This window comes from Paenibacillus sp. GCM10027627, assembly GCF_042675505.1.
GTDB lineage: Bacteria > Bacillota > Bacilli > Paenibacillales > Paenibacillaceae > Pristimantibacillus.
Genome location: NZ_JBHTHB010000001.1, coordinates 1,190,099 through 1,213,336 on the forward strand (window position 1 = coordinate 1,190,099; position 23,238 = coordinate 1,213,336).

General features: G+C 47.8%; 22 protein-coding genes. 6 read left to right on the forward strand and 16 right to left on the reverse strand.

Annotation, left to right across the window (positions count from 1 at the left end):
* Positions 1–5 precede the first annotated feature (5 nt).
* From ACFQZE_RS05480 to ACFQZE_RS05515, 8 genes are all read right to left on the reverse strand, one after another.
* On the reverse strand, positions 6–758 hold the full coding sequence (locus ACFQZE_RS05480) for an amino acid ABC transporter ATP-binding protein (protein WP_379354464.1): 753 nt from the start codon (positions 756–758) through the stop codon (positions 6–8).
* Entirely contained in the window at positions 755–1,465 is a 711-nt protein-coding gene (locus ACFQZE_RS05485) for an amino acid ABC transporter permease (RefSeq protein WP_379354466.1), read from the reverse strand. The genes ACFQZE_RS05480 and ACFQZE_RS05485 overlap by 4 nt, the downstream gene beginning before the upstream one ends.
* The gene (locus ACFQZE_RS05490; RefSeq protein ID WP_379354468.1) at positions 1,462–2,247 is read right to left on the reverse strand and encodes an amino acid ABC transporter permease; all 786 of its coding nucleotides are present in this window, start codon (positions 2,245–2,247) and stop codon (positions 1,462–1,464) included. Before ACFQZE_RS05490 ends, ACFQZE_RS05485 begins: the two co-directional genes overlap by 4 nt.
* 46 nt (positions 2,248–2,293) lie before the next feature.
* The gene (locus ACFQZE_RS05495; protein ID WP_379354470.1) at positions 2,294–3,127 is read right to left on the reverse strand and encodes a transporter substrate-binding domain-containing protein; all 834 of its coding nucleotides are present in this window, start codon (positions 3,125–3,127) and stop codon (positions 2,294–2,296) included.
* 163 nt (positions 3,128–3,290) lie between these two features.
* Entirely contained in the window at positions 3,291–4,193 is a 903-nt protein-coding gene (locus ACFQZE_RS05500) for a LysR family transcriptional regulator (RefSeq protein WP_379355522.1), read from the reverse strand.
* Between the two features lie 42 nt (positions 4,194–4,235).
* On the reverse strand, positions 4,236–5,057 hold the full coding sequence (locus ACFQZE_RS05505) for an alpha/beta hydrolase family protein (protein WP_379355524.1): 822 nt from the start codon (positions 5,055–5,057) through the stop codon (positions 4,236–4,238).
* 293 nt (positions 5,058–5,350) lie between these two features.
* Complete coding sequence (locus tag ACFQZE_RS05510) at positions 5,351–5,956, reverse strand: NAD(P)H oxidoreductase (protein WP_379354472.1); 606 nt, start codon at positions 5,954–5,956, stop codon at positions 5,351–5,353.
* A 38-nt stretch (positions 5,957–5,994) separates the two neighbouring features.
* Positions 5,995–6,984: an SDR family oxidoreductase gene (locus ACFQZE_RS05515; protein WP_379354475.1), complete on the reverse strand. Its 990-nt coding sequence runs from the start codon at positions 6,982–6,984 to the stop codon at positions 5,995–5,997.
* Positions 6,985–7,159: 175 nt separating this feature from the next.
* Here ACFQZE_RS05515 and ACFQZE_RS05520 point away from each other — a divergent pair, with 175 nt between their 5' ends.
* The gene (locus ACFQZE_RS05520) at positions 7,160–7,504 is read left to right on the forward strand and encodes a winged helix-turn-helix transcriptional regulator (RefSeq protein ID WP_379354477.1); all 345 of its coding nucleotides are present in this window, start codon (positions 7,160–7,162) and stop codon (positions 7,502–7,504) included.
* A 1,013-nt stretch (positions 7,505–8,517) separates the two neighbouring features.
* Here ACFQZE_RS05520 and ACFQZE_RS05525 read toward each other — a convergent pair.
* Entirely contained in the window at positions 8,518–9,180 is a 663-nt protein-coding gene (locus tag ACFQZE_RS05525) for a glycerol-3-phosphate acyltransferase (protein WP_379354479.1), read from the reverse strand.
* A 25-nt stretch (positions 9,181–9,205) separates the two neighbouring features.
* Complete coding sequence (locus tag ACFQZE_RS05530; RefSeq protein ID WP_379354481.1) at positions 9,206–9,667, reverse strand: GNAT family N-acetyltransferase; 462 nt, start codon at positions 9,665–9,667, stop codon at positions 9,206–9,208.
* A gap of 211 nt (positions 9,668–9,878) precedes the next feature.
* Here ACFQZE_RS05530 and ACFQZE_RS05535 point away from each other — a divergent pair, with 211 nt between their 5' ends.
* The gene (locus ACFQZE_RS05535; RefSeq protein WP_379354483.1) at positions 9,879–11,882 is read left to right on the forward strand and encodes a serine hydrolase domain-containing protein; all 2,004 of its coding nucleotides are present in this window, start codon (positions 9,879–9,881) and stop codon (positions 11,880–11,882) included.
* 186 nt (positions 11,883–12,068) lie between these two features.
* Positions 12,069–12,611: an NADPH-dependent FMN reductase gene (locus ACFQZE_RS05540; RefSeq protein WP_379354485.1), complete on the forward strand. Its 543-nt coding sequence runs from the start codon at positions 12,069–12,071 to the stop codon at positions 12,609–12,611.
* A gap of 72 nt (positions 12,612–12,683) precedes the next feature.
* Here ACFQZE_RS05540 and ACFQZE_RS05545 read toward each other — a convergent pair whose 3' ends face one another.
* Positions 12,684–14,027 carry a lytic polysaccharide monooxygenase gene (locus ACFQZE_RS05545; protein ID WP_379354487.1) on the reverse strand — a complete coding sequence of 448 codons (1,344 nt, stop codon included), beginning with the start codon at positions 14,025–14,027 and terminating at the stop codon, positions 12,684–12,686.
* A 380-nt stretch (positions 14,028–14,407) separates the two neighbouring features.
* On the reverse strand, positions 14,408–16,579 hold the full coding sequence (locus tag ACFQZE_RS05550) for an outer membrane protein assembly factor BamB family protein (protein ID WP_379354489.1): 2,172 nt from the start codon (positions 16,577–16,579) through the stop codon (positions 14,408–14,410).
* A 201-nt stretch (positions 16,580–16,780) separates the two neighbouring features.
* Here ACFQZE_RS05550 and ACFQZE_RS05555 point away from each other — a divergent pair, with 201 nt between their 5' ends.
* Positions 16,781–17,485, forward strand: coding sequence for a TioE family transcriptional regulator (locus ACFQZE_RS05555; RefSeq protein ID WP_379354491.1), 705 nt, complete (start codon positions 16,781–16,783; stop codon positions 17,483–17,485).
* Between the two features lie 144 nt (positions 17,486–17,629).
* Here the strand turns inward: ACFQZE_RS05555 and ACFQZE_RS05560 are convergent, their stop codons facing one another.
* Positions 17,630–18,817, reverse strand: a complete 1,188-nt coding sequence (locus ACFQZE_RS05560) for an MFS transporter (RefSeq protein ID WP_379354493.1) — start codon at positions 18,815–18,817, stop codon at positions 17,630–17,632.
* 110 nt (positions 18,818–18,927) lie between these two features.
* The gene (locus ACFQZE_RS05565) at positions 18,928–19,368 is read right to left on the reverse strand and encodes a DUF6376 family protein (RefSeq protein ID WP_379354495.1); all 441 of its coding nucleotides are present in this window, start codon (positions 19,366–19,368) and stop codon (positions 18,928–18,930) included.
* A 149-nt stretch (positions 19,369–19,517) separates the two neighbouring features.
* Between ACFQZE_RS05565 and ACFQZE_RS05570 the strand changes: the two genes are divergently transcribed.
* A complete protein-coding gene (locus ACFQZE_RS05570) occupies positions 19,518–20,729 on the forward strand; it encodes an oxalate decarboxylase family bicupin (RefSeq protein ID WP_379354497.1) in 1,212 nt (403 codons plus the stop codon).
* A gap of 102 nt (positions 20,730–20,831) precedes the next feature.
* Here the strand turns inward: ACFQZE_RS05570 and ACFQZE_RS05575 are convergent, their stop codons facing one another.
* A complete protein-coding gene (locus ACFQZE_RS05575; protein WP_379354499.1) occupies positions 20,832–21,977 on the reverse strand; it encodes a serine hydrolase domain-containing protein in 1,146 nt (381 codons plus the stop codon).
* Positions 21,978–22,215: 238 nt separating this feature from the next.
* Here ACFQZE_RS05575 and ACFQZE_RS05580 point away from each other — a divergent pair, with 238 nt between their 5' ends.
* Entirely contained in the window at positions 22,216–22,575 is a 360-nt protein-coding gene (locus ACFQZE_RS05580) for a c-type cytochrome (protein ID WP_379354501.1), read from the forward strand.
* A gap of 67 nt (positions 22,576–22,642) precedes the next feature.
* Here the strand turns inward: ACFQZE_RS05580 and ACFQZE_RS05585 are convergent, their stop codons facing one another.
* Positions 22,643–23,170: a YfiT family bacillithiol transferase gene (locus ACFQZE_RS05585; RefSeq protein WP_379354503.1), complete on the reverse strand. Its 528-nt coding sequence runs from the start codon at positions 23,168–23,170 to the stop codon at positions 22,643–22,645.
* Positions 23,171–23,238: the final 68 nt, after the last annotated feature.

Genomic DNA, 23,238 nt, shown 5'->3' on the forward strand with positions numbered 1-23,238 from the left:
ATGGTCTAGATGGAATAAGCGCCTTCCGGCGTAAAGCGGCTCAAAAACTGTTTGGTCCGCTCTTCCCTAGGGAATCTGAATATATCCTTCGGATGACCTTGCTCCACAACAACCCCGCCGTCCATAAAAACAACATGGCTGGCTACGTCTTGGGCAAAGCCCATTTCATGCGTCACAATAATCATCGTAATGCCTTCTTTTGCAATTTTACGGATGACGGACAGCACCTCGCCAACAAGCTCAGGATCGAGCGACGAGGTCGGCTCGTCGAACAAAATCACTTTCGGATTGAGGGCAAGCGCCCGCGCTATGCCGACCCGCTGCTGCTGGCCGCCGGAGAGCTGGCTCGGATAGGAATCCAGCTTGCCGCCAAGGCCTACCTTCTCTAGCAAAGCGATGCTTCTCTCGCGAGCTTCCGCTTTTGGAACCTTTTGCACAACGACAAGCCCTTCCATTACATTTTCCAGCGCCGTTTTGTGGCGAAACAAATTGTAGTTTTGAAAAACCATCGCCGACTGCTTGCGCAGCGCATGGATGTCGGCTTTTTTGGCCCGCTTGCATTCGACGTTAATTTCATCAATCGTAATTTCGCCGTCGTTTGGTTTCTCCAAATAGTTGATGCAGCGCAGCAGCGTCGTTTTGCCGGAACCGCTCGGCCCAAGAATGGCGACGACCTCGCCTTTTTCGACGGTTAAATCGATGCCGTACAATACTTGCTGGCGTCCAAACGATTTTTGAATACCTCTCAACTTGATCATGTCACGCCACCCCGGTTATAAATGTTGATGCGTTTCTCCAGCACTGCGGTCAACTTCTCAATAAGCAGCGTCAAACCCCAATAAATAATCGCTGCGGCGATATAAGCCTCCAAAAACTTCCAATTGGATGAGGCGACAATTTGCGATTTGGCGGTAATGTCGACAACCGAAACTGTAAAAGCAAGTGTCGAGGCATGCAGCATACCGATTGTGCTGCTGGACAAATTAGGCAGCAAAATGGCGAACGCTTGCGGGAATACAATTCTTCTGAGCGCTTGCGGCGGCGTCATTCCGATGGAATAGGCCGCCTCCAGCTGCCCTTTGCTTACCGCGAGCAGCCCCGCTCGCACAACTTCCGATAAATAGGCTCCCGCCGTCACGGAAAAAGCAATGTAAGCGAAGCCGATCATCGGGATGGCAACTGAATTAAACGACCATCCATATTTCTCGGACAACGAATCGACCAGAAACGAAAGGCCGAAATAGATGAGCAGCAAATGGGTCAGCATCGGCGTTCCCCGAATAAAGTTGACGTAACCTGCGGCAATGGAATGAAGCACCGGCACTTTATAAATCCGTAGAAGCGCTACGATTGTACCGATCACGAGTCCGCAAACCATTGAAACCGCCGTTATCGCCAGTGTCGTCGGAATGGCCGGCAGAAGACTGGCAAATGCCGTGCCGATAAAAGAAGGATCAAGCTTCATGATCTCGCCTCCTTATTGCTTATCGTTGCGGCGGGCACCATTTTGCGGAAGCGCCATTTGCTTAACCGAGCTCCCCACGTCACGATTTCAATATTGGGCTCATGACGCAAAAGCGCTTTTTCCACCCAGAAGAACAGTTTCTGAAGCACATAGCTCAGCACGAAGTAGATGAGAGACAAAGCGATATAAATTTCGATAAACTGCTGGGTGAGCGCCCCTATCGTCTTTGCTTTGCCCGATATTTCCATGACCCCAAGCGTAAAAGCAAGCGACGTATCCTTTAAATTGCCGATAACGACATTCGCAAACACCGGAATCGCAATGGCCAGCGCCTGCGGCAAAACGATGCGGCTGAACGCCTGAAACCCGTTCATTCCGACGGAATACGCCGCCTCCACTTGCCCCCTGTCCACCGCCTTGACCGCTCCGCGAATGACTTCGGAAATATAGGCCCCGCTATGGAGCGAATACGTCAAAATGACGAAAACAAGAACGGATGTCCTAGAGGCGTCAATTCCAACCAGCTTTAACAGCTCGGGCACTCCGTAATAAAACAAAAAGAGCTGAATGAGAATTGGCGTGCCGCGAAAAAACGAAACGTACACTTGCGAAAGCCGTTTTAAAACCGGAATTTCATAAAGCCGGGGCAGCGCCACCAAAAACCCTACAAGCACTCCGATCAGGATAGAGCTAACGACGATAAACAAGGTGATTCGGAGAAAAGGCAGCAGTTGGACCATATAATCGAATATATTCGCTAAATCAAATTGCTGTTGACCCATCTTTTTTGCTCACTCCTCTTGCGGCCATCCACAACGCTGCACCCGGTTATTTCGAAAAGTCTTGGCCAAGCCACTCTTCGCTCAGCTTCTTAAGCGTGCCGTCCGCCTTCAATTCTTTAATCGTTTTGTCCACTGCATCCGCCAGCGCTTTGGAATCCGCATCGTCCTTGCGGAACACATATTGGATATGACCTTCGTTCAGCGGGTCGCCTACCGTCTTTAGCTGTCCGTTCGGATCTTTGATCGGAAGAAGAAAATCGGCGCCGAGCGTCGCATCGACTCTGCCCGACGTAATTTGCTGCACTTCGTCGTTGGCGTCATTTTGCTGGTAAACGATATTAATCGCGTTGTCATTCGCTTTGTTATAGTTTTCAAGCAGCTGCGCCTGAGCGCTTGTTGGTCCGATCAGCACTTTTTTCCCTTTTAAATCATCCAGTGTCTGAATGGGCTCGTTATTGGTAGAAGCCACAATAATTTTGTTGCGCCAGTAAGCGTACGGCTCTTGGTTAAAATAAAACTTTTGCTCCCGCTCCGGATTTTTTTCGAACAAGTGAGCGGCAAGATCAATTTTTTTCGTTTCGAGACTTAACAAAATATTGGCAAAATCGAGCGTCTGGAATTCAAATTCGTATTCGGCGAGCCGTTTGTCTATTTCTCGGACCACCTCAACGTCATACCCGGTCAACTTTCCGTTTTTATCCAAAAATGCTACCTGCTCAAAATCATTTCCCGTCCCGACAATAATTTTTTTGACGCCTGCTTCTGTGTCCGCCTTGGCCCCCGCCTCCACATTTTTACCTCCGCCGGCATTTCCGCAAGCGGCGAGCAATCCAATTCCCACTAAAGCAAATGCAGCAACTGCCAATTTCAACTGTTTCATAAGCGCAACCTCCATATGTCTCTTTAATCTAATAATTCCTAGCGGTAAAGTAAGAATTAAAAGTTGAATTAACTGTAGCACCACCGCTTTAGCTCGGTCAATCCGTCCCATAATAGAGAAATTCTATATTTACATCCAATAATTTGATAGGATACTGTTTTCGTTACCTCAATACCTCTTGCCGTGCTCCGGCCACAAGCTCCTTGCCTAGATCCAGCACGGTTTCTACAAATAAGCTGTGCTTTCCATGGCAGGTTACAATATTGGTCTGGAGCGATATCCCTTCCGCTTCCGGCAGGGCAATCGGAATAAGCGATCCGGAGGAGGCTTCTTCTTTGACGCTTAACGTGGGCAGAAAACAAATACCGGCCTTTTGAATAACGAGCTTTTTGGCCGTTTCCGAATTGTCGGTCAGCATTTGAATGTTGGGCGGGCTATCGAGACCGCCAAATATCCGATGAATACGAAGCCAGTCGAGGGCGCCGCATTCAAAAAAGACGAGCGGCTCGGCCGCGATCTCATCGATAGAAATCCGTCTTCCTCCCGTAAACGGATGATCTTCATAAACATAGAGCCGGATAGGATCGGAATAAAATTTAACGGATTGCAAATTAGGATGATTGATGTTGCGGACAAAACCGACATCCACTTCTTTATTGATGATTTTGCCGACAATATCGTCCGTTGTGCCCGTAATCAGCTTATAATGAGTGTTCGGAAACACATGCCTCAGCCTTGGCAGCAAATACGGCAGCGTATAGTTGGCTACCGACACGGTACAACCGATCCGCAGCTCTTCCGGCAGCGATTTTTTCTGGTTAATATGCAGCTTTCCCTTTTGATAGGTCATCAAAATTTGCTGCGCATAGGGCAAAAAACGCTTGCCTTCTTCCGTTATTTGAATCCCTTTGCCAAGTCGGTCGAACAGCTTGCAGCCCAGCTCCCGCTCCAGCGACTGTATGCGTGCCGTAACGGAAGGCTGGGACAAATACAGCACCTCCGCCGCCTTATTGAAGCTGCCGTAATGAATGATATAGACAAATGCCTCGATATTTTCTAAATTAATGGGTACCGCCCCCTTCCTATCGTTCAATAGCCTTATGCGCCTTTAGATCATCCAGCTGTTCCACTCCCTTTTTTTCCGCTCCATATTTTGCAGCCAATCCACCGTTTTATCAAACAGCTGCCGGGTGCTTTCCTGCGAGGAAAACGTATGGTCCCCGTACAAAATAATTTCTTTGTCGCATTGCCCGTCATGGCGGGTCCAAAACAGCTTTTGATAAAGAAACGAATAATCAACCGGGATAATCTCATCCGAGGTGCCGTGTACAAGCAGTACATCACCCGTAAATTTTAGTCCGGCATGAAAGGGCTGAGTTCTCTCCAGCGAGGCAAAAAAATGGGAGGTCAACGAATAGCCCAAATAATCGGCAACTCCCTTGATTTGAGCTTCCTCATAAATCGACCTGCCTGTCATCCCTACAATATCTTTAAACGGATAGGCAACCGGCGACCACAAAACCAAGGAACGAACCCGCTTATCAATAGCAGCGGTCAGCAATGCCGTCGTCCCTCCCAGACTGTGTCCGAGCAGCGTGACCTTCTCCAAATCGACGCCTTCAATGGCAAGGGCATAGTCGAGCACAAAGCGGGTTTGATCGATCCACGATTCGAATCCGGTCGTTCCGTAATCCCCCGTACTTTCCCCGCAGCCCGCATAATCGAAACGAAGCACCAGAAAACCTTGCCCGCTGAGCTTGCGAGCCGCATTTACAAACAACCGGTTTTTGCCGATCCGATTTCCGACAAATCCATGACAGATCACAACGACCGGTATCCGCTTGGACCAATTCCCGCAAGCCTTTGAATCGGGATAATGCAGCGTCGCTTGCAAGCTGTAGCCGCCGTTTATCGTAATCGTCCGTTCCATCGGAATTGAAACACCGCCTTTTTTCATCAAGGGCCTACTCCCTTTATATTCCTAACTTTACACATCTGTTAACTTGGATTTAAAATAAAAATAAAAAAGAGACCCTCATTTCCGCATAAGCACACAGCTGTTGCCGCAAAATGAGAAGTCTCCGGTTGGCCGGTCGACCTTACCACTATGGAATGCTGAAATTTCATTCAGCACTCTTGAATACCTTTAATTCCTACTGGTTTACTAGTATTTAACCAATATGTTACCACCTTTTCTCAAAAAATGTCAACGAATTTATTTGTTCATCTGTCGCTATCAGAATCACTCCGGGCGGGCTGAGAGTCCCCATAATGAAGACCTAATTTATAAGCATGTTTTAGAAGTGCTGCCATATACTCGCGATCCGAACTAAGCGTGTCATACAAAATGTCCAGCTTAGAGTCGGCAATACCGGAATAATTCGCTATTCCCATATTCAGCTGTTGATCCATCATTTTATCGTAATCCCTTTTTTGAAAATCGTCTACCGTTGCCGCGGCCAACCCAATCCACAGCGCCTTTTTATGAGGAAGCTTGGTTGTGCCGTATGCATACCCGTAATTCCATACCCGTTCAATATACCCTCTCAGCATTGCAGGCACGTTATACCACCAAATCGGAAATATATAAGCAAGCGCATCATGGCGCTCCATCCGCTCGATTTCGGCTTCGACCTCTGGCGAATATGGCTTTCTGTCCAGCCAATCCGGCTCATCCGCTTCACGCAACACGGGATCGAACCCGTTTCGATACAAATCAAGCACTTCCGTCTCATGACCGGCGTCTTGAAGTCCCTGAACAAATTGTTCGGCAACCGCAAATGTTAACGAGTTTGTTCTGGGATGAGTCACAACCGTTAAAACTTTCATCTCATTTCCCTCTTTCTTGTTTAAAATGGTTTTCCACTTCAAGACAGCTCTATAATCTCCACGCCAAACTGATCGAGCCTAGACAGCGCTGCTTCAATAGACAACATAGATTCGGGCAATTGCAGCCCGCCCGCAGCCGGAGTCTTGCCGTCAAGCCCAAGCACAGCTTCGATTGACAGCAACACGCCAAGTGCCGTCATATGCGCCTGACCGAACGGATCGGTCACAACCAGCCTGCGTCTTGCAAATTGCCCCTCTACCAGTTCACCCTCCATTTCAATATAAAGGTCCTGAGAGGGCAGCTTCCCCGCTTTCGTTCCTATCGAATCGCCGACGATAAAATCGAACCTCACATTCGGAGCGCCCGTTGCAGCTGCCAGACCGGGAACATCGAGCAAGCCCATCGGCAACCCTTCCAAAAAGGTTCCATCCGCCACCTCCACCCCCCTTGGCCGAGCATCCGCTTGAACCCATGCCCAATTGCCGTCTTCCCTTAGTAGCGCGCGGCCAATAAACCCTTCCGAATCGCCAAGCGTCATTGGCCCCATCTGCTCTTTCTCGTCATATAGTCCGGCAAGCCCAATGTAATCGACTCTTTTAAAAGACTGAGCCAGCTTCAGCGCCGCAACCGTCAGCACTCCCGATTGTGAATGGCCGAGCGGAACAATGGGACGCGCCGCAGGATGTGCCAAAGCGGCGGCAGCTAGCGGCGCCAATTCATCCGCAAGTTTGGTAATGCCGATATGCGCGATCCCATTTTCTATGGCATACCCGATTAGAGTGTCTGCTGGATCTTGCAGCGCGGCGACAATTAAATCAACCCGCCCTACCGCTTTTACACTTTCAATATCTGTTAAATCCAGGTACGCCGTAGAAGCATGGCCGATTTCTTCGGCGAGCCCTAGCCCCCGTTCGGGATTTCGCCCTCCGATAATGACCTCTATCTCTTCGTCTAGTTTCCGAATATGTTTAGCGATGGCGCTGCCAACGATTCCATATCCTCCTGCGATCAATACTCTTTTTTCCATTTCTGCTCCCTCGCTTTATATAGATGAATGATGGTTTAACAGGAGTATGTATCATATAATGGAAATTGAGAAGTACGCACTTTATTGTGCTATAGACACCGAAATGTATTATAGGTACTTAGAAGTGCCTGTTATTTCCGGTAAAAAATAGAGCTAGAGGGAGGTTTGAACGACGTTGGAGCCGCAAGCAAACCGCAAGTATACAATTCCGTCCGAGGCCACGCTCGATGTCATCGGCGGCAAATGGAAAACGCTTATTTTATGCCATCTCTCATACGGCCCGAAGCGGACGAATGAACTAAAAAAGGCGATGCCTGCCATTACGCAAAAAGTGTTGACTCAGCAGCTAAGAGAGCTTGAGGATGACGGAATTATATTCCGCACTGTCTATAACCAGGTCCCCCCTAAAGTCGTTTATGAGCTGACCGAAATTGGCCTCTCGCTGCAAAACATATTGGACCAGCTCTGCGAATGGGGAGAAAAGTTTTTGAACGGCGAAATAAAACGGAATGACAAGTAGGCGGCTGCTATAGGAGCTAGGAATTGACGCTGGTTTTTGACAACACTAATTGGCCCAAACAGCGCTCTCCGGGGCATTTAGCGGTTTTTGACAACACTATTTGACCCAAACAGCGCTCTCCGGGGCATTTAGTGGTTTTTGACAATACTAATTGGCCCAAACAGCGCTCTCCGGGACATTTAGCGGTTTTTGGCAACACTAATTGGCCCAAACAGCGCTCTCCAGGACTTTAGTGGTTTTTGACAACACTAATTGGCCCAAACAGCGCTCTCCGGGGCATTTAGTGGTTTTTGACAACACTAATTGGCCTAAACATTGCTCTCCGGGACATTTAGCGGTTTTTGACAACACTAATTGGCCTAAACATTGCTCTCCGGGACATTTAGCGGTTTTTGACAACACTAATTGGCCCAAACAGCGCTCTCCGGGGCATTTAGTGGTTTTTGACAACACTAATTGGCCCAAACAGCGCTCTCCGGGACTTTAGTGGTTTTTGACAACACTAATTGGCCTAAACATTGCTCATCCAGCCATTTAGTGGTTTTTGGAACCGCTTTGTACTTCCGACGAGTCTCAACTATTCTTCACAGAAATTGGTGTCTGCTGATTAACATCGCAGAACGTCAAAAAGATCGCCTACTACCTGTAAAGACAGGCTAGATAGGCGATCTTTTTATTTTATTGCTTTTTTCTATATAAGTTTTGCTCTATACTCTATACCCTACTCTGTATCCTGCTCTTATTGCCGCCTAAACTTAGCTTTAGCTAACTCTTTGTCTTACTCTTTGTCTTACTCTTTGTCTTACTCTTTGTCTTACTCTTTGTCTTACTCTTTGTCTTACTCTTTGTCTTACTCTTTGTCTTACTCTTTATCTAACGCTTATATCAGCCTAAGCTTTAGCCTACTCTTTGTCTTGCTCTCTAGCCCATAAACGGAAATGCCCTCGACAATGGCACTTTTTCTACACAATAAGCCATTCATCATTTAAAGGAATTGATAGTTTACATGAAAATCAAGAAGCCGGTTTGCCTATTAACCGTTTCATTATGCCAAGCGGCTTCTCCTCCTTGCGGATCAGCCGAACAATGTTTGGCCAATGGGAAAGGACGGCCAGCACAAAGTAAATAAAAGCAAACAGGGGCAGCCACCACTGCTCTTCCGAATATACGATAAAAGAATAGAGGGCTTCCGCGGCAAAAAAGGCTAAAGCAAACACGGACATGCGATCGACGATAAACAAAAGAAGCAAACCGGCGCCTACAATGAGCAGCGTTGCAATAGGGTTCACCGCCAAAAAAACGCCGATCCCGGTTGCAAAGCCTTTGCCCCCTTTAAACGATTGCGTCACGGGATAGTTATGTCCGACGATAACGGCAAAACCCGCGAAATAGGCAGCGAGCATTCCGATATCCGCACCCGCAATGGAGGTCATGATCCATTTTGCAATCCCTGCACTAGCAACGCCTTTACACAAATCGATGACGAGTGTCGCCGCGCCCAGCTTCAAACCGAACATGCGAACCATATTGGTCGTTCCGGCGTTGCCGCTGCCATGCTCGCGAATATCCTTGTTGACAAAATGCTTCGACAAAAAAATAGCGGCACAAAAATTGCCGATCCCATAACAAACGAAAAAAACGATAACGAAATGCCACCCGTACGGATAAACGGACAATCGCCTCACTCCTCGGAAAAGAAACTCATTTCAATGAGAAGCTGGCCTCCATCACTACGCCGACTACTGGCCCCTCACTGTCTATTTCGCCGTTGAGCTTAAAGCCAAACGATTGATATAAGCGGAGAGCAGCCTCATTATCGGGATGAAGGCTTAAATAAACTTTGCTATATCTATGTTTATTGTGCATCCACTCCAAAATGACGGGAATAAAACGTTTGGCGTAACCTTGCCCTTGAAAATGCCGGTCTATCATAAACCGGTCGAGCCAAATGCTTTGCTCCGCCTCGTTATACCAGCCGTACATGGCATAACCGATCAGAATTTCCCCGTCATATAAGCTGATGGATGCAGCGTTGCTTTCATATTTGGACTCAGCCATAGAAAACGCATTGCTTTCAATAAATGCCTTTTGATCTTCCCCGACCTCTAGCCCAGCTACCGCGCGCCAATCCTCTTCATCCACTTCTTTAATCCACAATTTCAATTTCTCAACTCATTTCTTTAAATTGCGCAACTCCCTTATTAAACCACATTATTGCGCAACCTCCTAGCCGAACCCCAGACAGCTCCGTCCAGAGCCGCAATTCCATATGATTCTACAGTTGGTTTAAATGGCATGCCTTGGGCGGATTTGGAATTTCCAAATTTGAACTATGATAAGGACGTAACTAATGTTAATTATTGGAGGGAAAACTATGCAAAAGACAGAAAACAAAAAAAGAAAACGAAACAAATGGGCCGCCTCTATTATGGCTGCCGTTATTTCCGTTTCGGCCTTGTCCGCGGCTGATGGAGTCAAAGCAAATGCCTATGCAGGCAACGGTCCGAAGGATGCGCAAGAAGTACAAGCGTTTGTCGACGCCTTTTTTAAACGGCCGGATATTAAAAAGCATTTGGCTGGAGCCGCTGTTGCCGTCGTTGGCGACAATAAAGTGTTGCTGAACAAAGGTTACGGCTACGCCGATCTGGAAGCGAAACGTCCCGTCAATCCGGATGAAACGATTTTCCGGGTTGCATCTGTGTCGAAATCGTTTACAGCGACTGCAGTCATGCAGCTTGCTGAGGAAGGGAAGCTCCAATTAAACGACGATGTCCATGCCTATACGGGGCAGCTCAAATTTGCCAATCGAACCGATGCCAAATTGACGATTAAAGAATTGCTCACCCATACAACCGGTTTCGATCAAACCGACAATGCGCCAACAACCCCGCTTACGCTTGAACAAGCTCTGAAACAATTTGCCCCGACTGTCGTCCGGAAACCGGGCACCGCATACCGATACGACAATTACGCCTCCAACCTTCAAGGATTTATTGTCCAGCAAATCGAAGGCAAACCTTTTGAACAAGTGATGGATAAACGGATATTCCAACCGCTTGGAATGAACAACAGCCACTTTCTTCTGACGGACGCCGTAAAAGAAAAGCTCGCTGTCGGCTACTCGGCCTCAAATACAAAACTGCCGGACTATAATATGAATCCCATCATTGCTCCTGGCGGCGGAATGTTGTCAACGAGTACGGACATTTCCAAATTTATGCTGGCTCAATTAAACGGCGGTATACTTGGAGATCAACGGATATTAAAAGAACAAACCGTACAGGACATGCATAAAGCCCGCATTTTCACCTCACCGGAGCTTCCGGTCATGACATACGGCTTCGAAATGTTTTTTCGGGAGCATTACAATGGGGAAACGGTCATCGGCAAAGGAGGAGATTTGCCCGGCCATCATTCGTGGATGTGGCTTTTGCCGGATCGCAAAGTCGGCGGTTTCGTCGTTTTAAACAGCGATGCTGGGGCTACTTATCTCATCAAAGAACTGTTCGCTGCCTTTATGGATCATTATTATCCGAAAAAATCCAGCGAACGACCCCTCCTTGCTTTGACGAGAGAGCAGCTCAAACCGTATGAAGGCAACTATCGCCATCTCCGCTTCCCGCTTGCTCAGTTTGAGGTAAAGGCCGAGGACGGATATTTGCTTGTCAGCGGCGCAAGCGTACCAAAAAAACTTTTTCCAATTGGCGACCTTTTATTCCGCGACGAAAATGGACATTTAGCCGGGTTTAAAAAGGATGATACCGGAAAAGTCGTTTATTTCGACTATCTAATCTCCGCCTGGAGTGAGCGGGTAACAACCAAAGCAGACTACGCTGACGTGCCTCGCAGCCATCCTTATGCTAACGAAATTTATGCGCTTCGCGCGCTCAATGGCGTTTACGATCCGGACAAAGCTTTGTTCGAGCCGGAGCGGCCTCTTACCCGCGCTCAATTTGCAGTAGAGCTGCTGCAACTGATGGATTATCCCGTCAATCCGGAAAAAACTTATTTTACTGACACACGCAACCATCAGTACGCGGCACAAATTGATAAGCTTGCCGAACTGGGAATCGTAAATGCCAAAGCCAATCGCTTTAACCCCGACCGGATTATGACAAGAGAAGAAGCAGCTACTATGGTATACCGAGCCATGCAAACGCTCGACTCTCCTCCTCTCCCAGCCAAATTGAATGGAACTACTTCTCCTTGGGCGCAAGAAGCGGTACAATTTATAGTAGCTGCAGGGATGACGGGTCCCCTTGTCCAGACAGACGAAAACGGAACCGACTACCACTCCAAAGATCCTTTGCTCCATAAAGAAGCTGCGCTGTTGTTATCAAGGATCGGGCAAGTTTTGGTGGCCATGTCCGGATACTAATGAACCCTTTCTCTGCTTGTTTTATTTGTTTCGACAAAAGCTATCATAATGTTAGTAACTTGACATATGCTATTTAATTAGTTATTGTATTTTTATCTTCAACATTTTACAATTTCAACGACAGAATTGTTTTGTGCTTGAAGTTTATCGATTATTCTTTCAATTCTTTTAGAGGAGGATGTACTTATGTCTAAGCTTAATATCGGTATTATTTTGGGCAGCACTCGGCAAGGCCGTTTAAGCCCGCAAGTCGGGGAATGGGTAAAAGCAATCGGGGATGGACGTGGCGACGCCAACTACGAAATTGTAGATATTGCAGAATACAAGCTGCCTTTCTTTGGTGAAGAAGATGCGACAGAACAAGCAGGCGCATGGAATGCCAAGCTTGCCGGTCTGGACGGCTTCGTCTTTATCGTTCAAGAGTATAACCACAGTATTACAGGTGCGTTAAAAAATGCGCTTGACTTTGCGCGTGAAGCTTGGAACGACAAAGCAGCCGGCATTGTCAGCTACGGTTCCGTAGGCGGCGCTCGCGCAGCTGAGCATTTGCGCGGCATTTTGGGCGAGTTGTCCGTAGCGGACGTTCGCGATCATCCTGCATTGTCCTTATATACAGATTTTGAAAACTTCAGCACGTTCAAACCTGCCGAGCTTCACTTGAAAAACTTGAACACGATGCTTAATCAAGTAGTCGCTTGGAGCGGCGCTTTGAAAACATTGCGTTCTTAAGTCTAAGTCATCATATATTCGGCAACTAGCCAAAAAAAGCCCCGCATGCTGAGCATGCGGGGCTTTTATCCATTAAGGGATCACTTTCCAAGCGCCTGTGCCGGAAGAGCTTGGCGTTTCGCCTTGCGTCCACCATTTGGCCTCGTAGTTTACGCCGTTATACGTCACTTTGCTGCCTTGTACATAAACAGCGGATGCGCTCCAAGTCGGGTAAGTAGTCGGAGTTTGCGCCGTTGTCGCCGGAATGGAATTGCTCGCCGCTGAAACGTTGCCCGCCGCATCGATTGCTTTTACCGTAAAGGTATAAGCCGTATTGGCAGTCAACCCCGTTACCGTATAGCTGAGTGTCGAACCCGATACCGTCTGGACTAATGTTGTGCCGCGGAAAACTTGATAGCCCGTTACGCCAACATTATCAGTAGAAGCATTCCACATCAGCTGCACAGATGTAGCGGTTGGAGTTCCCATCACATGGAGAGTGTTAGGAGCAGTTGGAGCTTGCGTATCCGGGCCGATTACATTTTGAGTCGTAAAGGTGGCCGTATTGCTCGCTCCAGAAAGGTTGCCTGCCGCATCAATCGCTTTAACGGTTAAATTGTAAGTCGTATTGGACGTAAGCCCCGTCAGACTTAAAGTCGTTGCACCGCTTGTTGTGCCAATTTGGTTCGCGCCGTTGAAAATACGGTAGCCTGTCACGCCTACATTGTCCGTAGAAGCGCTCCAGTTCAACGTTGCCGTTGTTGTACCCACATTGGAAGCAGCCAAGCTAGCAGGATTTGTAGGGGCAATCGTGTCGCCGCCGCCCACAAAGTTTACGTCAATCACATTATAGAATGCATTTAGTGTATTCGAAACTTCCCACACGGCCAAAATGACATGGTAGCCGCTGCGATTCGGCACGTTGCATGTGTCGGAATAAGAATTGCCTGGCGTACCGGAATAGGACACGTTGCAGAAAGGCGTCAAATCAAATTGAGCGCGAGTCAGCGGCTGATTCGGATTCCAGTTTGTTTTTGTAATGTAATATTTCCAGCTAGCTGTAGCGTGAGGCACTTTAATGTTCCAGTTAAACGTAGTTGTACCAGGGCTTAGGTTTACTTTGCTCCAGCGAGTCGAAGTCTGTTGGTCCAGCGGAGCGAAAGCGCCGTTGGCGCTTGCAATTTGACCGTCTGCCGGGCCGGCAGCAGGAAACCCTTTAAGCGCTTCCAAACTATACGGTTCATAAATAATTGCACCGCAGTTTTGGTTCACACCGCTGGCGCAAAGCGCAGCGCGGCTGGATGGATTGCTAACATAACCATGAGCGGAAGCTCTTTCGGTCAATAATAAAAGCATAGCAGCAGCTAAAACAAGCATTATACCGCCGGCGATCGCCATTTTTAGCGGGTTCACATAGGTTAAACGTATAGTTGACATTTTACAATTCCTCCTATATTTAAGGTTTCGGCTCATCATAAGTCGTGCATCTTGTGTGAATCTGGCTGTCGATCGTATAGCCACCTCCTTCCAAGCTTGCCACTCCAAAGACCTAGTTGAAACGCTAAACCTCCCCTGCCCAAATGTTATATATAAACTCCTTTAGAGCTTATAACCCGTTTCCAAATTATACTAGTAAGCGATTTCAATTTACAAAATTTTAAATTTCCGTATTTTTCTATCATAAATCGAGGATGAGGAAACGGCAATAAACATAGAGACACTGTTTTGGAAGCCGCTCTCCATCCTCGGATACAGATTTTGGTTGATCAAATCTGTGCTAGTTGTCCGACATCATCATCATGCAGCATACTTTAGCCCTATTTTTCCAGTTCTACATTCAAATCGTTAGTCTCGGAACCAATCGATTTCATTTTGCTAAAAAATCCGTTTGAAGAGCCGACATACAGCCAATCGCCGCTGCGAGTCAAATATCCGCGCAAAAATTCGCCTGGCGTAATATCGTAAATTCCGACTCTTGCATCCGCAATTCTCGCCGTCGCTTTGCCGCTGGAATCGATCATATATAGGCCGCCTTCGGTCGGCAAGGCTCCGATTTTTTTGTTTTGAAAATAAACAATCGGCCCGCCCATAATGCTAAATTTCCGCTCGGAATGCATGGGCTGATGCTCTCCCTTTTGCAAATCGTAGAACATCACCCCGCCATCCAACCAATACGCAAGCTCTCTGCCTTCCACTTGGCCAAACGATGCCTTACCGTCAATTTGAAATAATGATTTTCCGGTTTTCAGATCGATTAAAGAGCTTTTCACAGCTACAGGCTCGCGGAAAAAGAAATATCGCCCGTCAATAGCTTCATAGCTGCTCTCCCCCTTAATGGGCAGCCTGTACAAATCCTCCCCGGTTAAAGGGTCTGTCAGCAGCAGTTCTTTATCGCTCCGAGTCCAAAACGCTTCACCATTCGACGCAAGACGGACGCTGTCGCTCATTTCCTGCTCATAGGCTCCCCGTCTTTCATCCTTTTGCCAAACCAGCTCCCCTGTTCGCACATCGTAGCCGTAAAGCGTGTAGCGGAACGGTTCACTAAAGCTGCTCTCGTTTTGCAGCACAATTACGTTTGATCGACCCGGAGAAATGAAATGCATTTCCTCTTTCCATTCCTTCTCCCAAAGCTTCTTACCCGTGATGAGGTCCCATGAGACAAGGCTGCGGGGGCTGACGCTGCCGTCATCCCACCGCTGCTCATGTTGGAAGTACGAAATGACATTGCCCGCAACCTGAAAGCTGTTCACGACGCCACCGGGTTCCAACACTCGTTCCCACACCTTCTTGCCTGTTGCAACCTCCATCGTCGTCATTCGATAAACTTCATAACCTTCCTTATTTTTCTCGCGTTTCATAAACGCAATGAGACTTTGATCCTCCGACAAGCCGTAATGGTGTTGGTCATAGCCCAAGTCAAACTGCCATATTTTTTTGCCCGTCGCTTCATCGAGCGCATACAGATTGGAATTTATGTGCATGCCGCTCAATCCTCCGTCTTCCCCAGCTATGAGCAAAATGTCCCCAATCTCCTCCAACAAAAAATTGTAAGCCAAATCCGATTTTACCCTCCACTCCCACTCGGCTTGAATAGACGGCATAAACGGCTGTACAAATGTTGTCCCGTCTATATTGGACTCAAAGTAATGGAGGGATGCGACGGTTTTGTTTTCCCCCCATCTAATTTCCAGCCTCTCATGCTTATTCTCGTATATCCAAACAGGCAAAACCTTCACTTTTTCACCCGTGCTGGCTAAGTTTTCAGATGCTTCAACGAACGATGGCGGGCCAAAAATGTCCGTTACGCGATCTTGCGATAAGCCGGGCACCAGCAACCCGTACACCGCGGCAATCGTATTTCTGCTAGCTGACTCGGACTTGCCGTCATTTACGAACCAATATGACTGGTTTCCTATAACAACGACACTAGATTTGGATATCCACAACAACCCATGACGAAATTGCGGCTCTGAAATCCTTTTAGCAATGACACCGTACCAGTCGCCATACTCAACATAAGCATATAACGTCTCTCCTTGCTGCAGCTTATGCGATTTTTCGTTTTGACTGGAGGGATACGGAAAAACTTCCGCGCCGCCTACCGTTTCCAAAACGATAGGGCTGATATCCTGAATATGCTTCGCTTCATCGCTTAAATACCATTTGGGCACCCAGCCGCCGTAACCGCTCTCGTGATGAATTTCGGCCGAATCTCCCGCTTCCGCAAACAGCTTATATGTACTTCCTCCCGGAAGCGGCAATCGCCCCTCGTCCAATGCCATATCCATATCCACATAGCCGTTAAAGCCTACTCGCAAATGTACGGATTGGCCTGGCTCAAAGGAAGGCTGTGGAATCGTAGTTTCAATAGCTGGAGTAACCGTGGCAACGGGACTAGGGGACTCTTCCGTGCAACCGACCAGCATGAGGATGAAGACAGCGGCAATCGCGAACTTGTACCAAAACAATCGATGGATAGGCTTATGCATTATTAATTATGCCTCCTCTTCAAAATCAGCTATTCCCTTAAACATGACGGACAAAGGTTCCAAAAGGTTTCCAGTTCATGTAAAAGCGCGCCATAAAGCAGCGGAAAAACATCCATTAAAGGAGCGGCACTATGAATGCTTGCTTGCTATAGCGGCATCTGCTATATTGGAAATCACTTTTGACGGAGGGCGGTTGAAACGTTGCGCTATTACAAGCCGATTGACATTGCAAGAGAGCTTCACATTAGTACAAGCGCACTGCGCCATTATGAATCTTGGGGAGTGATTCCCGCCCCGGAACGCGCTCCGAACGGCTATCGGCTATACACCTCCGTCCATCTTGCTTATTTTCGCTGCTTGCGGACTATGTTTATCGGATTTGGCGTCAGTCTAACATGCCAAGTTCTTAAATATGTGCAAGCCGGAGACCGGAACGCCGCTTTTTGGCTGGTCAACCAGGAGCAGGCGGCTCTCCATCATGAAAAAACGGTAGCGGACCAAACGATGAAATTGCTGCAAGAGCCTGATCTCCCCCATTTCCACGGGAAAAAGAAAATAAAAATGAACATCGGCGAAGCCTCTGCTTATACTGGGGTGCAAGCGTCCGCCATTCGCCATTGGGAAAAGGAAGGGCTCATTCAGCCCGAGCGCGATGCCGACAATGGCTACCGGATGTTCACCTCTGTTCACATTCGTCAAATTTTGCTTATTCGAACATTGCGCAGAACGGTGTATTTTTTAGAAAGCATACGAGATATTGTAAAAGCGGTTGAGCACCATAACGTGGATAAAGCGAAGGAAGTAGCGGAGCAAGCTCTGGTCTCCATAAACGAGCGCAACCGCGCTCAATATGACGGCGTACACAAGCTCGTCGAACTTTGCATAGAAGTTGGCCTTATGGAGTAGCCGAGCCCGAGTCGTCTTGCGGCGTTAAGGTATGTATACCATTTGCCTGCACATACTTAAAAGCCCGCCAAATGACTCTCATTCGGCGGGCTTTTCGCTATTTTAATATCATGACGGTTAAAGCTCTTTAGTCGGTTACTCCAATCAGGCTGCGGCGCTTTCCCCTTTTTTCGGACGGAAGGCAAGACCAAGCAAAGCAAATAATAAAAATGCGCCGCTCAAAAGTAAAAAGATGCTGTCATACGAAATGTAGGCGATTCCGAAGCCGCCCACGGTCGGTCCGGCAATGCTGCCGATGCTGAAATGAATCGACGCAATGACATTTGCCGCCGGCAAAATCGGTCTTGGCAAAATATCGGCCGCATAAGCAAGTCCAAGGGAAAAGAAGGACCCCACCATGCCGCCAGCTACGATAAAACAAAGGAATAAAAGCATGACATTGTCACCCGCATGGGGAATGTAGAAAAAGACGGCAGCTCCTATAATACCGCAAGCCATTAATATAGGCTTCCGTCCAATTCGGTCGCTCAGGATGCCAAGCGGAAGCTGCAGCAGCAAGCTACCAATGCCAAACGACAGCAGCAACAACGAAATCCAGTGCTGATCAAGCCCTATATGAAGGCCGTATAACGGGAAATTGCTGTTCATGGACGCTTCCATAAGGCCGTACAAAAAGCCGGGGATAAGCACAAACCATGCGATCCGATACGTCTTAACATACCGGTTCTCCGCAGCAGCTTCTCGGGAAATCCGTTCTGGATATTCATTTTTCATCCGCAGCACAAGCAACAACACCAAAATAAAAAAGGCGCTTGTCACTAAAAACGGCACGGCCCTTCCATATGGCATCAAATTAATGCCAAGCGGTCCTAAACTGAAGCCTAGTCCATAAGACATTCCGTAAAGGGAAATAAATTTGCCGCGGCGGTCGGCGGGACTTGAACTGACAATCCACAATTGTGTTGCGTAATGAAGCGCGCTATCCCCTACCCCCACAAGCAGCCGAAGCACAAACCAGACGGTCAAAGAATGAGTAAGCGGAAACAGCAGCGTAGACAAGGTTACTAGCGATATTCCCGCAATAATGACCTTTTTGTATCCAAATCTAGCAACCGGCTTCTCAATAAAAAACATCGTGCAAAAAATGCCGATGTACATAGCCGCAGAATTGATGCCGTTTAAATCCGAAGAAACGCCCGACTTCTCCAGCATAATGGACAAAAGCGGAAGCAAAAGTCCTTGGCTTAGTCCCGCAACAACGACAACAAGCAGCAGCGTAAATAAACGGGTTTTCGAAGAAAGCGAAGCTGATGTATGAGACAATGATGACAAAACTGTTGCACTCTCCCTGCAAAAAAATAATGGAGGCTATTAAGCCTCCAAACATACATTGTATCGGGATCGTACAAGGTTATCAACCTTTGAATATTCTATTAATTTAATTAGCCGCCCAATTGGTTGATTTGTCCAAGCAGGTCGTTGATTTTCGTTATCGTATCCGGAATGCCGGTCGATTCGAACGCCGCTCTTCCTTGCTCAATATTAGTTAGGGCTTGATCGAGCCCCTGCTGGAGCTTCTCATTATATTGAACGATAGAACCGTGCAAATCCTTAGCGTAGTCCGGCACTTGAATGTCTGCATATTGGACAACTTGTTCTTTCAGCTCCACCAGCCGCGCCTTCAAATCGGTACGTGCCTCAATATCAGTAAGCGCTTGTTCTGCAAGACCGTTCATGTCTTGGCCGAAAGTCGTCAAGCTATTCATGTAATTGGTCGTCTCGGTTGCGAAATTTACGCTTTGTTGAGCTCCATCCAAAATTCCGCAGCCGGATGCCAATCCTAACGTCATAACAAAAAATAAAACGGCAGCAATCTTTTTCATATTGACCCTCTCCCTATCCATTTCTAGCTTAAATTGAAAAACGGATTCTAATTCATTATACCCTTTCATAACAATACGGAAACTGCAAGAATTGGTTCCGCAAGTCGTGGATTTCATTTCCTTACAAAAGACCGAATGGAGGGTACTAGATGGGGCAACAACCAGAATCTGCGAGCGGTGCAGGCGCCCAGCGCGTTCCTCAGCCCATTAGAAGCGACGGAGCCGGAGGCGTCGACCTTGGACCGCGCGATATTTTGAGAGATATTCAAAACCCGGATATGCTTGTGCCGCCTATAACGGACAACGGGCTTATCCCGAATATGCGTTTTTCGTTTTCGGATGCCCATATGGTGCTAAGCCACGGCGGTTGGTCACGGGAAGTGACGGTAAGAGAATTGCCAATCGCCACTACTCTCGCTGGCGTAAATATGAGCTTGACCCCGGGGGGAGTCAGAGAACTGCATTGGCACCAGCAGGCGGAATGGTCCTATATGCTTGTAGGCAAAGCGCGCATTACAGCAGTGGATCAAAATGGCCGGAACTTTATAGCCGATGTCGGCCCCGGCGATTTATGGTATTTTCCTCCCGGCATCCCCCATTCCATTCAAGGACTTGAAGGCGGTTGTGAATTTTTGCTCGTGTTTGACGACGGCCGCTTTTCGGATTTAAACACGCTCTCTATCACCGATTGGATCGCTCATACGCCTAAGGAAGTGTTATCTGCCAACTTTGGCGTCCCTGAGGCCGCCTTTGCGAATATACCCAAAGAACAAGTTTACATTTATCAATCCACAGTGCCGGGTCCCGTCTCTACTGATGCCGTTCCTTCCCCTTACGGAACCATCCCATTTCCTTTTGCCCACAAATTGCTAGCTCAACCACCCATCCAAACGTCCGGCGGGAGCGTGCGCATTGTCGATTCCACCAACTTCCCCATTTCCAAAAAGATTGCGGCCGCGCTCGTCGAAATTAAACCCGGAGGGATGAGAGAGCTTCACTGGCATCCCAATAATGACGAATGGCAATACTTTTTGACAGGCCAAGGCCGGATGACGGTGTTTGGCGGCGAAGGAAATGCAAGAACATTTGATGTGCGGGCAGGCGACGTCGGTTATGTGCCTTTTGCTTTTGGCCATTACATTCAAAACACAGGAACCGATACACTATGGTTTTTGGAAATGTTCAAAAGCGATCGTTTCCAGGATGTATCGTTAAATCAATGGATGGCGCTGACACCGCCAGAGCTGGTTCAATCAAACGTCAACGCAAGTTCGGAATGGATGGATCATCTTCACAAGGAAAAATCGCCGGTGGTCAAATTTCCCGGCTTTACGTTTGATAACCGCAGCGGCGGGGACTAACATCATATTGCCTCATATGGATGAGGCGCCGCTTGCTCCCCTTATTGAAGAAGCAAAAAAACTCGCTTAAGCGGCGAGTTTTTTGTTGTTTCATCTATGTGGTTATTTTAAGCTTGACCAAATAATTTGTTTAGTGCCCAGTACCGATCGCGGTACCCATGAATACACGGACGGAACAAAAAAGATAACGACTAGTTTTTCGACAGGGTCGACAAAAAATGCAGTCCGGCCGGCGCCCTCCAATTGGAACGTGCCAATCGATTCAAAAGATAAATGGTCAATGGCAAGATCAAGCCCGAGCGCATGACCTTTATCTTTTATTTTGCTACCCCAGTGATAAGCGGGAATGTTAAATAGATGGCGCTTTGTGAACAACTCGACCGTTTTCCGGCCCAGAATGCGCGCGCCTTCGAAAGTCCCGCCATTCAGCAGCATTTGGCCAAATTTCCAAAGGTCGTACATAGAAGCATATAACCCAGAACCGGAACGCGGCGGATTTTCGGTTCCATCCTCATGTAGGCTGTTTATCATATTTAGATCGTGTTGATCTACGGTCAACACTTCAGAGTGTAAATGCGGGGGCACATCGAAGAAGGTTCGACGCATTTCAAGGGGCTTCAAAATGCTTTCTGTAATAAATTCCTCATATTTTTGTCCAGAGACACGGCTAATGATTTCACCCAGCAGCTTGAATCCTTCCGTCGAATAATTGTATGCCGCTCCCGGTTGGCAAACGAGCGGACCTTGCAGCACTTTGCGGATCCATCCGTCCGTTCCTGTTGCCCCCCCTTTTTCTCGCGGATAAGGCTCATTAAAATATCCGGGCACGGGCATAATACCTGAAGTATGGGTGAGGAGATGAAAAATGGTAATGTCGCCATGAGTCGGATTGTTGAATTCGTCTAAAATAGTGGACACCGGCTGATCGATATACATTTTTCCGTCTTCAATCAGCTTGGCGATGGCTACAGCGGTAAACGACTTTGTAATGGAGGACAGCTTTCGAATGGAGTCCGGCAGCAGCTCTCCTTCGCCCGTTGTTCCCGTTAACGGACCCATTGTTCGCCACGCGACAATTTTTCCGTGTCGGGCAATCAAATAGCCTCCGGCTTGAATTTTTTGTTCTTGCATCAAAAGTCCGAGGTGTCCGTCAAGCTTGTTTAATTGCGAGGAATCCATGTCAACCTCTTCAGGGGTTGCATCAAGCGCTCCCTCAATGATTCTCCAACCGCTAACCAATTCTTTCATCTCTCTTCCCGCCTTTCAATTATGTTAGAAATTTATTCTAATAGATGATGAATTGCTCCGTCTAGCGGCAACATGAGATTTCGTGGCATTTTATCAAATATTATGATTATTTGTCACACTCCGGGTCAAAATGTTAAAGGATTGTCATCGTTTCCCATGCCGAATAGCCCGAAGGAGTCATGCATGACCGGGCCGGTTGGCTTACAATTTGAAAACAAAGGAAAGGAGAGTGGGCAAATTGAAATGGATCATGGCAGGCGCAGTGGGTCTGGCAGGATTGCTGGCGGTATATCTCCTTCTTTTCCAACTACCGGAAAAAGCGCCGACAGCGGAAAATCCTGCACCGGTTGAAATTCCGAACACTCCCGTAGATACAGCCAAAGCGGAGTCCGTTTACAAAAGCAATTGTATGGGGTGTCATGGAACTGATTATCAAGGAGGGATGGGACCAGCCCTCAAAACGGTAGGCTCCGTGTTGTCCCGTGAAGAGATTTACAAAAAGATTACGAAGGGCGGCGGCGGAATGCCCGCATTTGAAGGCAAGCTAACCGAAGAGGAAATTGTCAACTTGACCAATTGGCTTGCAACCTTCAAATAATGAACATAAAACCTCGCAAGACGCATTGTGACGATGCGTACTGCGAGGTTTTTTGACTCCATTTCGGCTAAGTCCAGTTCATTCTGTCTTTTAAAGAGGTGATATGAGCCAAATGATGTCTTCCGTGCCAAGAATAAATGCCGAGGTTCGTATCGAGCCGAACGATTTCTTTTGATTCGGGGTGAAAAAAGGTTTTTGCAAATTGCGTTTCCGTCATCGCAGACAATAATGCAATCCATCTCCGGTGAAGGGCGTCCAGAAGATCAAGCGACGTTTCAATCGGTTCTTGGAACGTGTCAGGAAGCTCTGCCCAACGATCCTCATAATAAGGTCTGATTGCCGGATGCTCTTCCGTTAAGGCCAGCTTGAAGCGGGTATAGCTGTTCAAATGGCTGTCCGCGACATGATGCACCACTTGGCGAACCGTCCAGCCTCCATCGCGATATGGCGTCAAGAGCTGCTCCTCCGTCATTTCGGCAACGGCCGCACGGAGCTTGGCCGGTAATTCGGCAATATCGCGGATCCATTTCTCCCTTTGTTCCGCTGTTATACTGCCGTCATGCTCGAATTTCCCAATAGGAAATTTATAGTCCATGGCTCTCGCTCCCTCTTATGTATATGCTGCTCGTTCGAATAAGCCTATTTTAAACCAAAAGAGGGCAA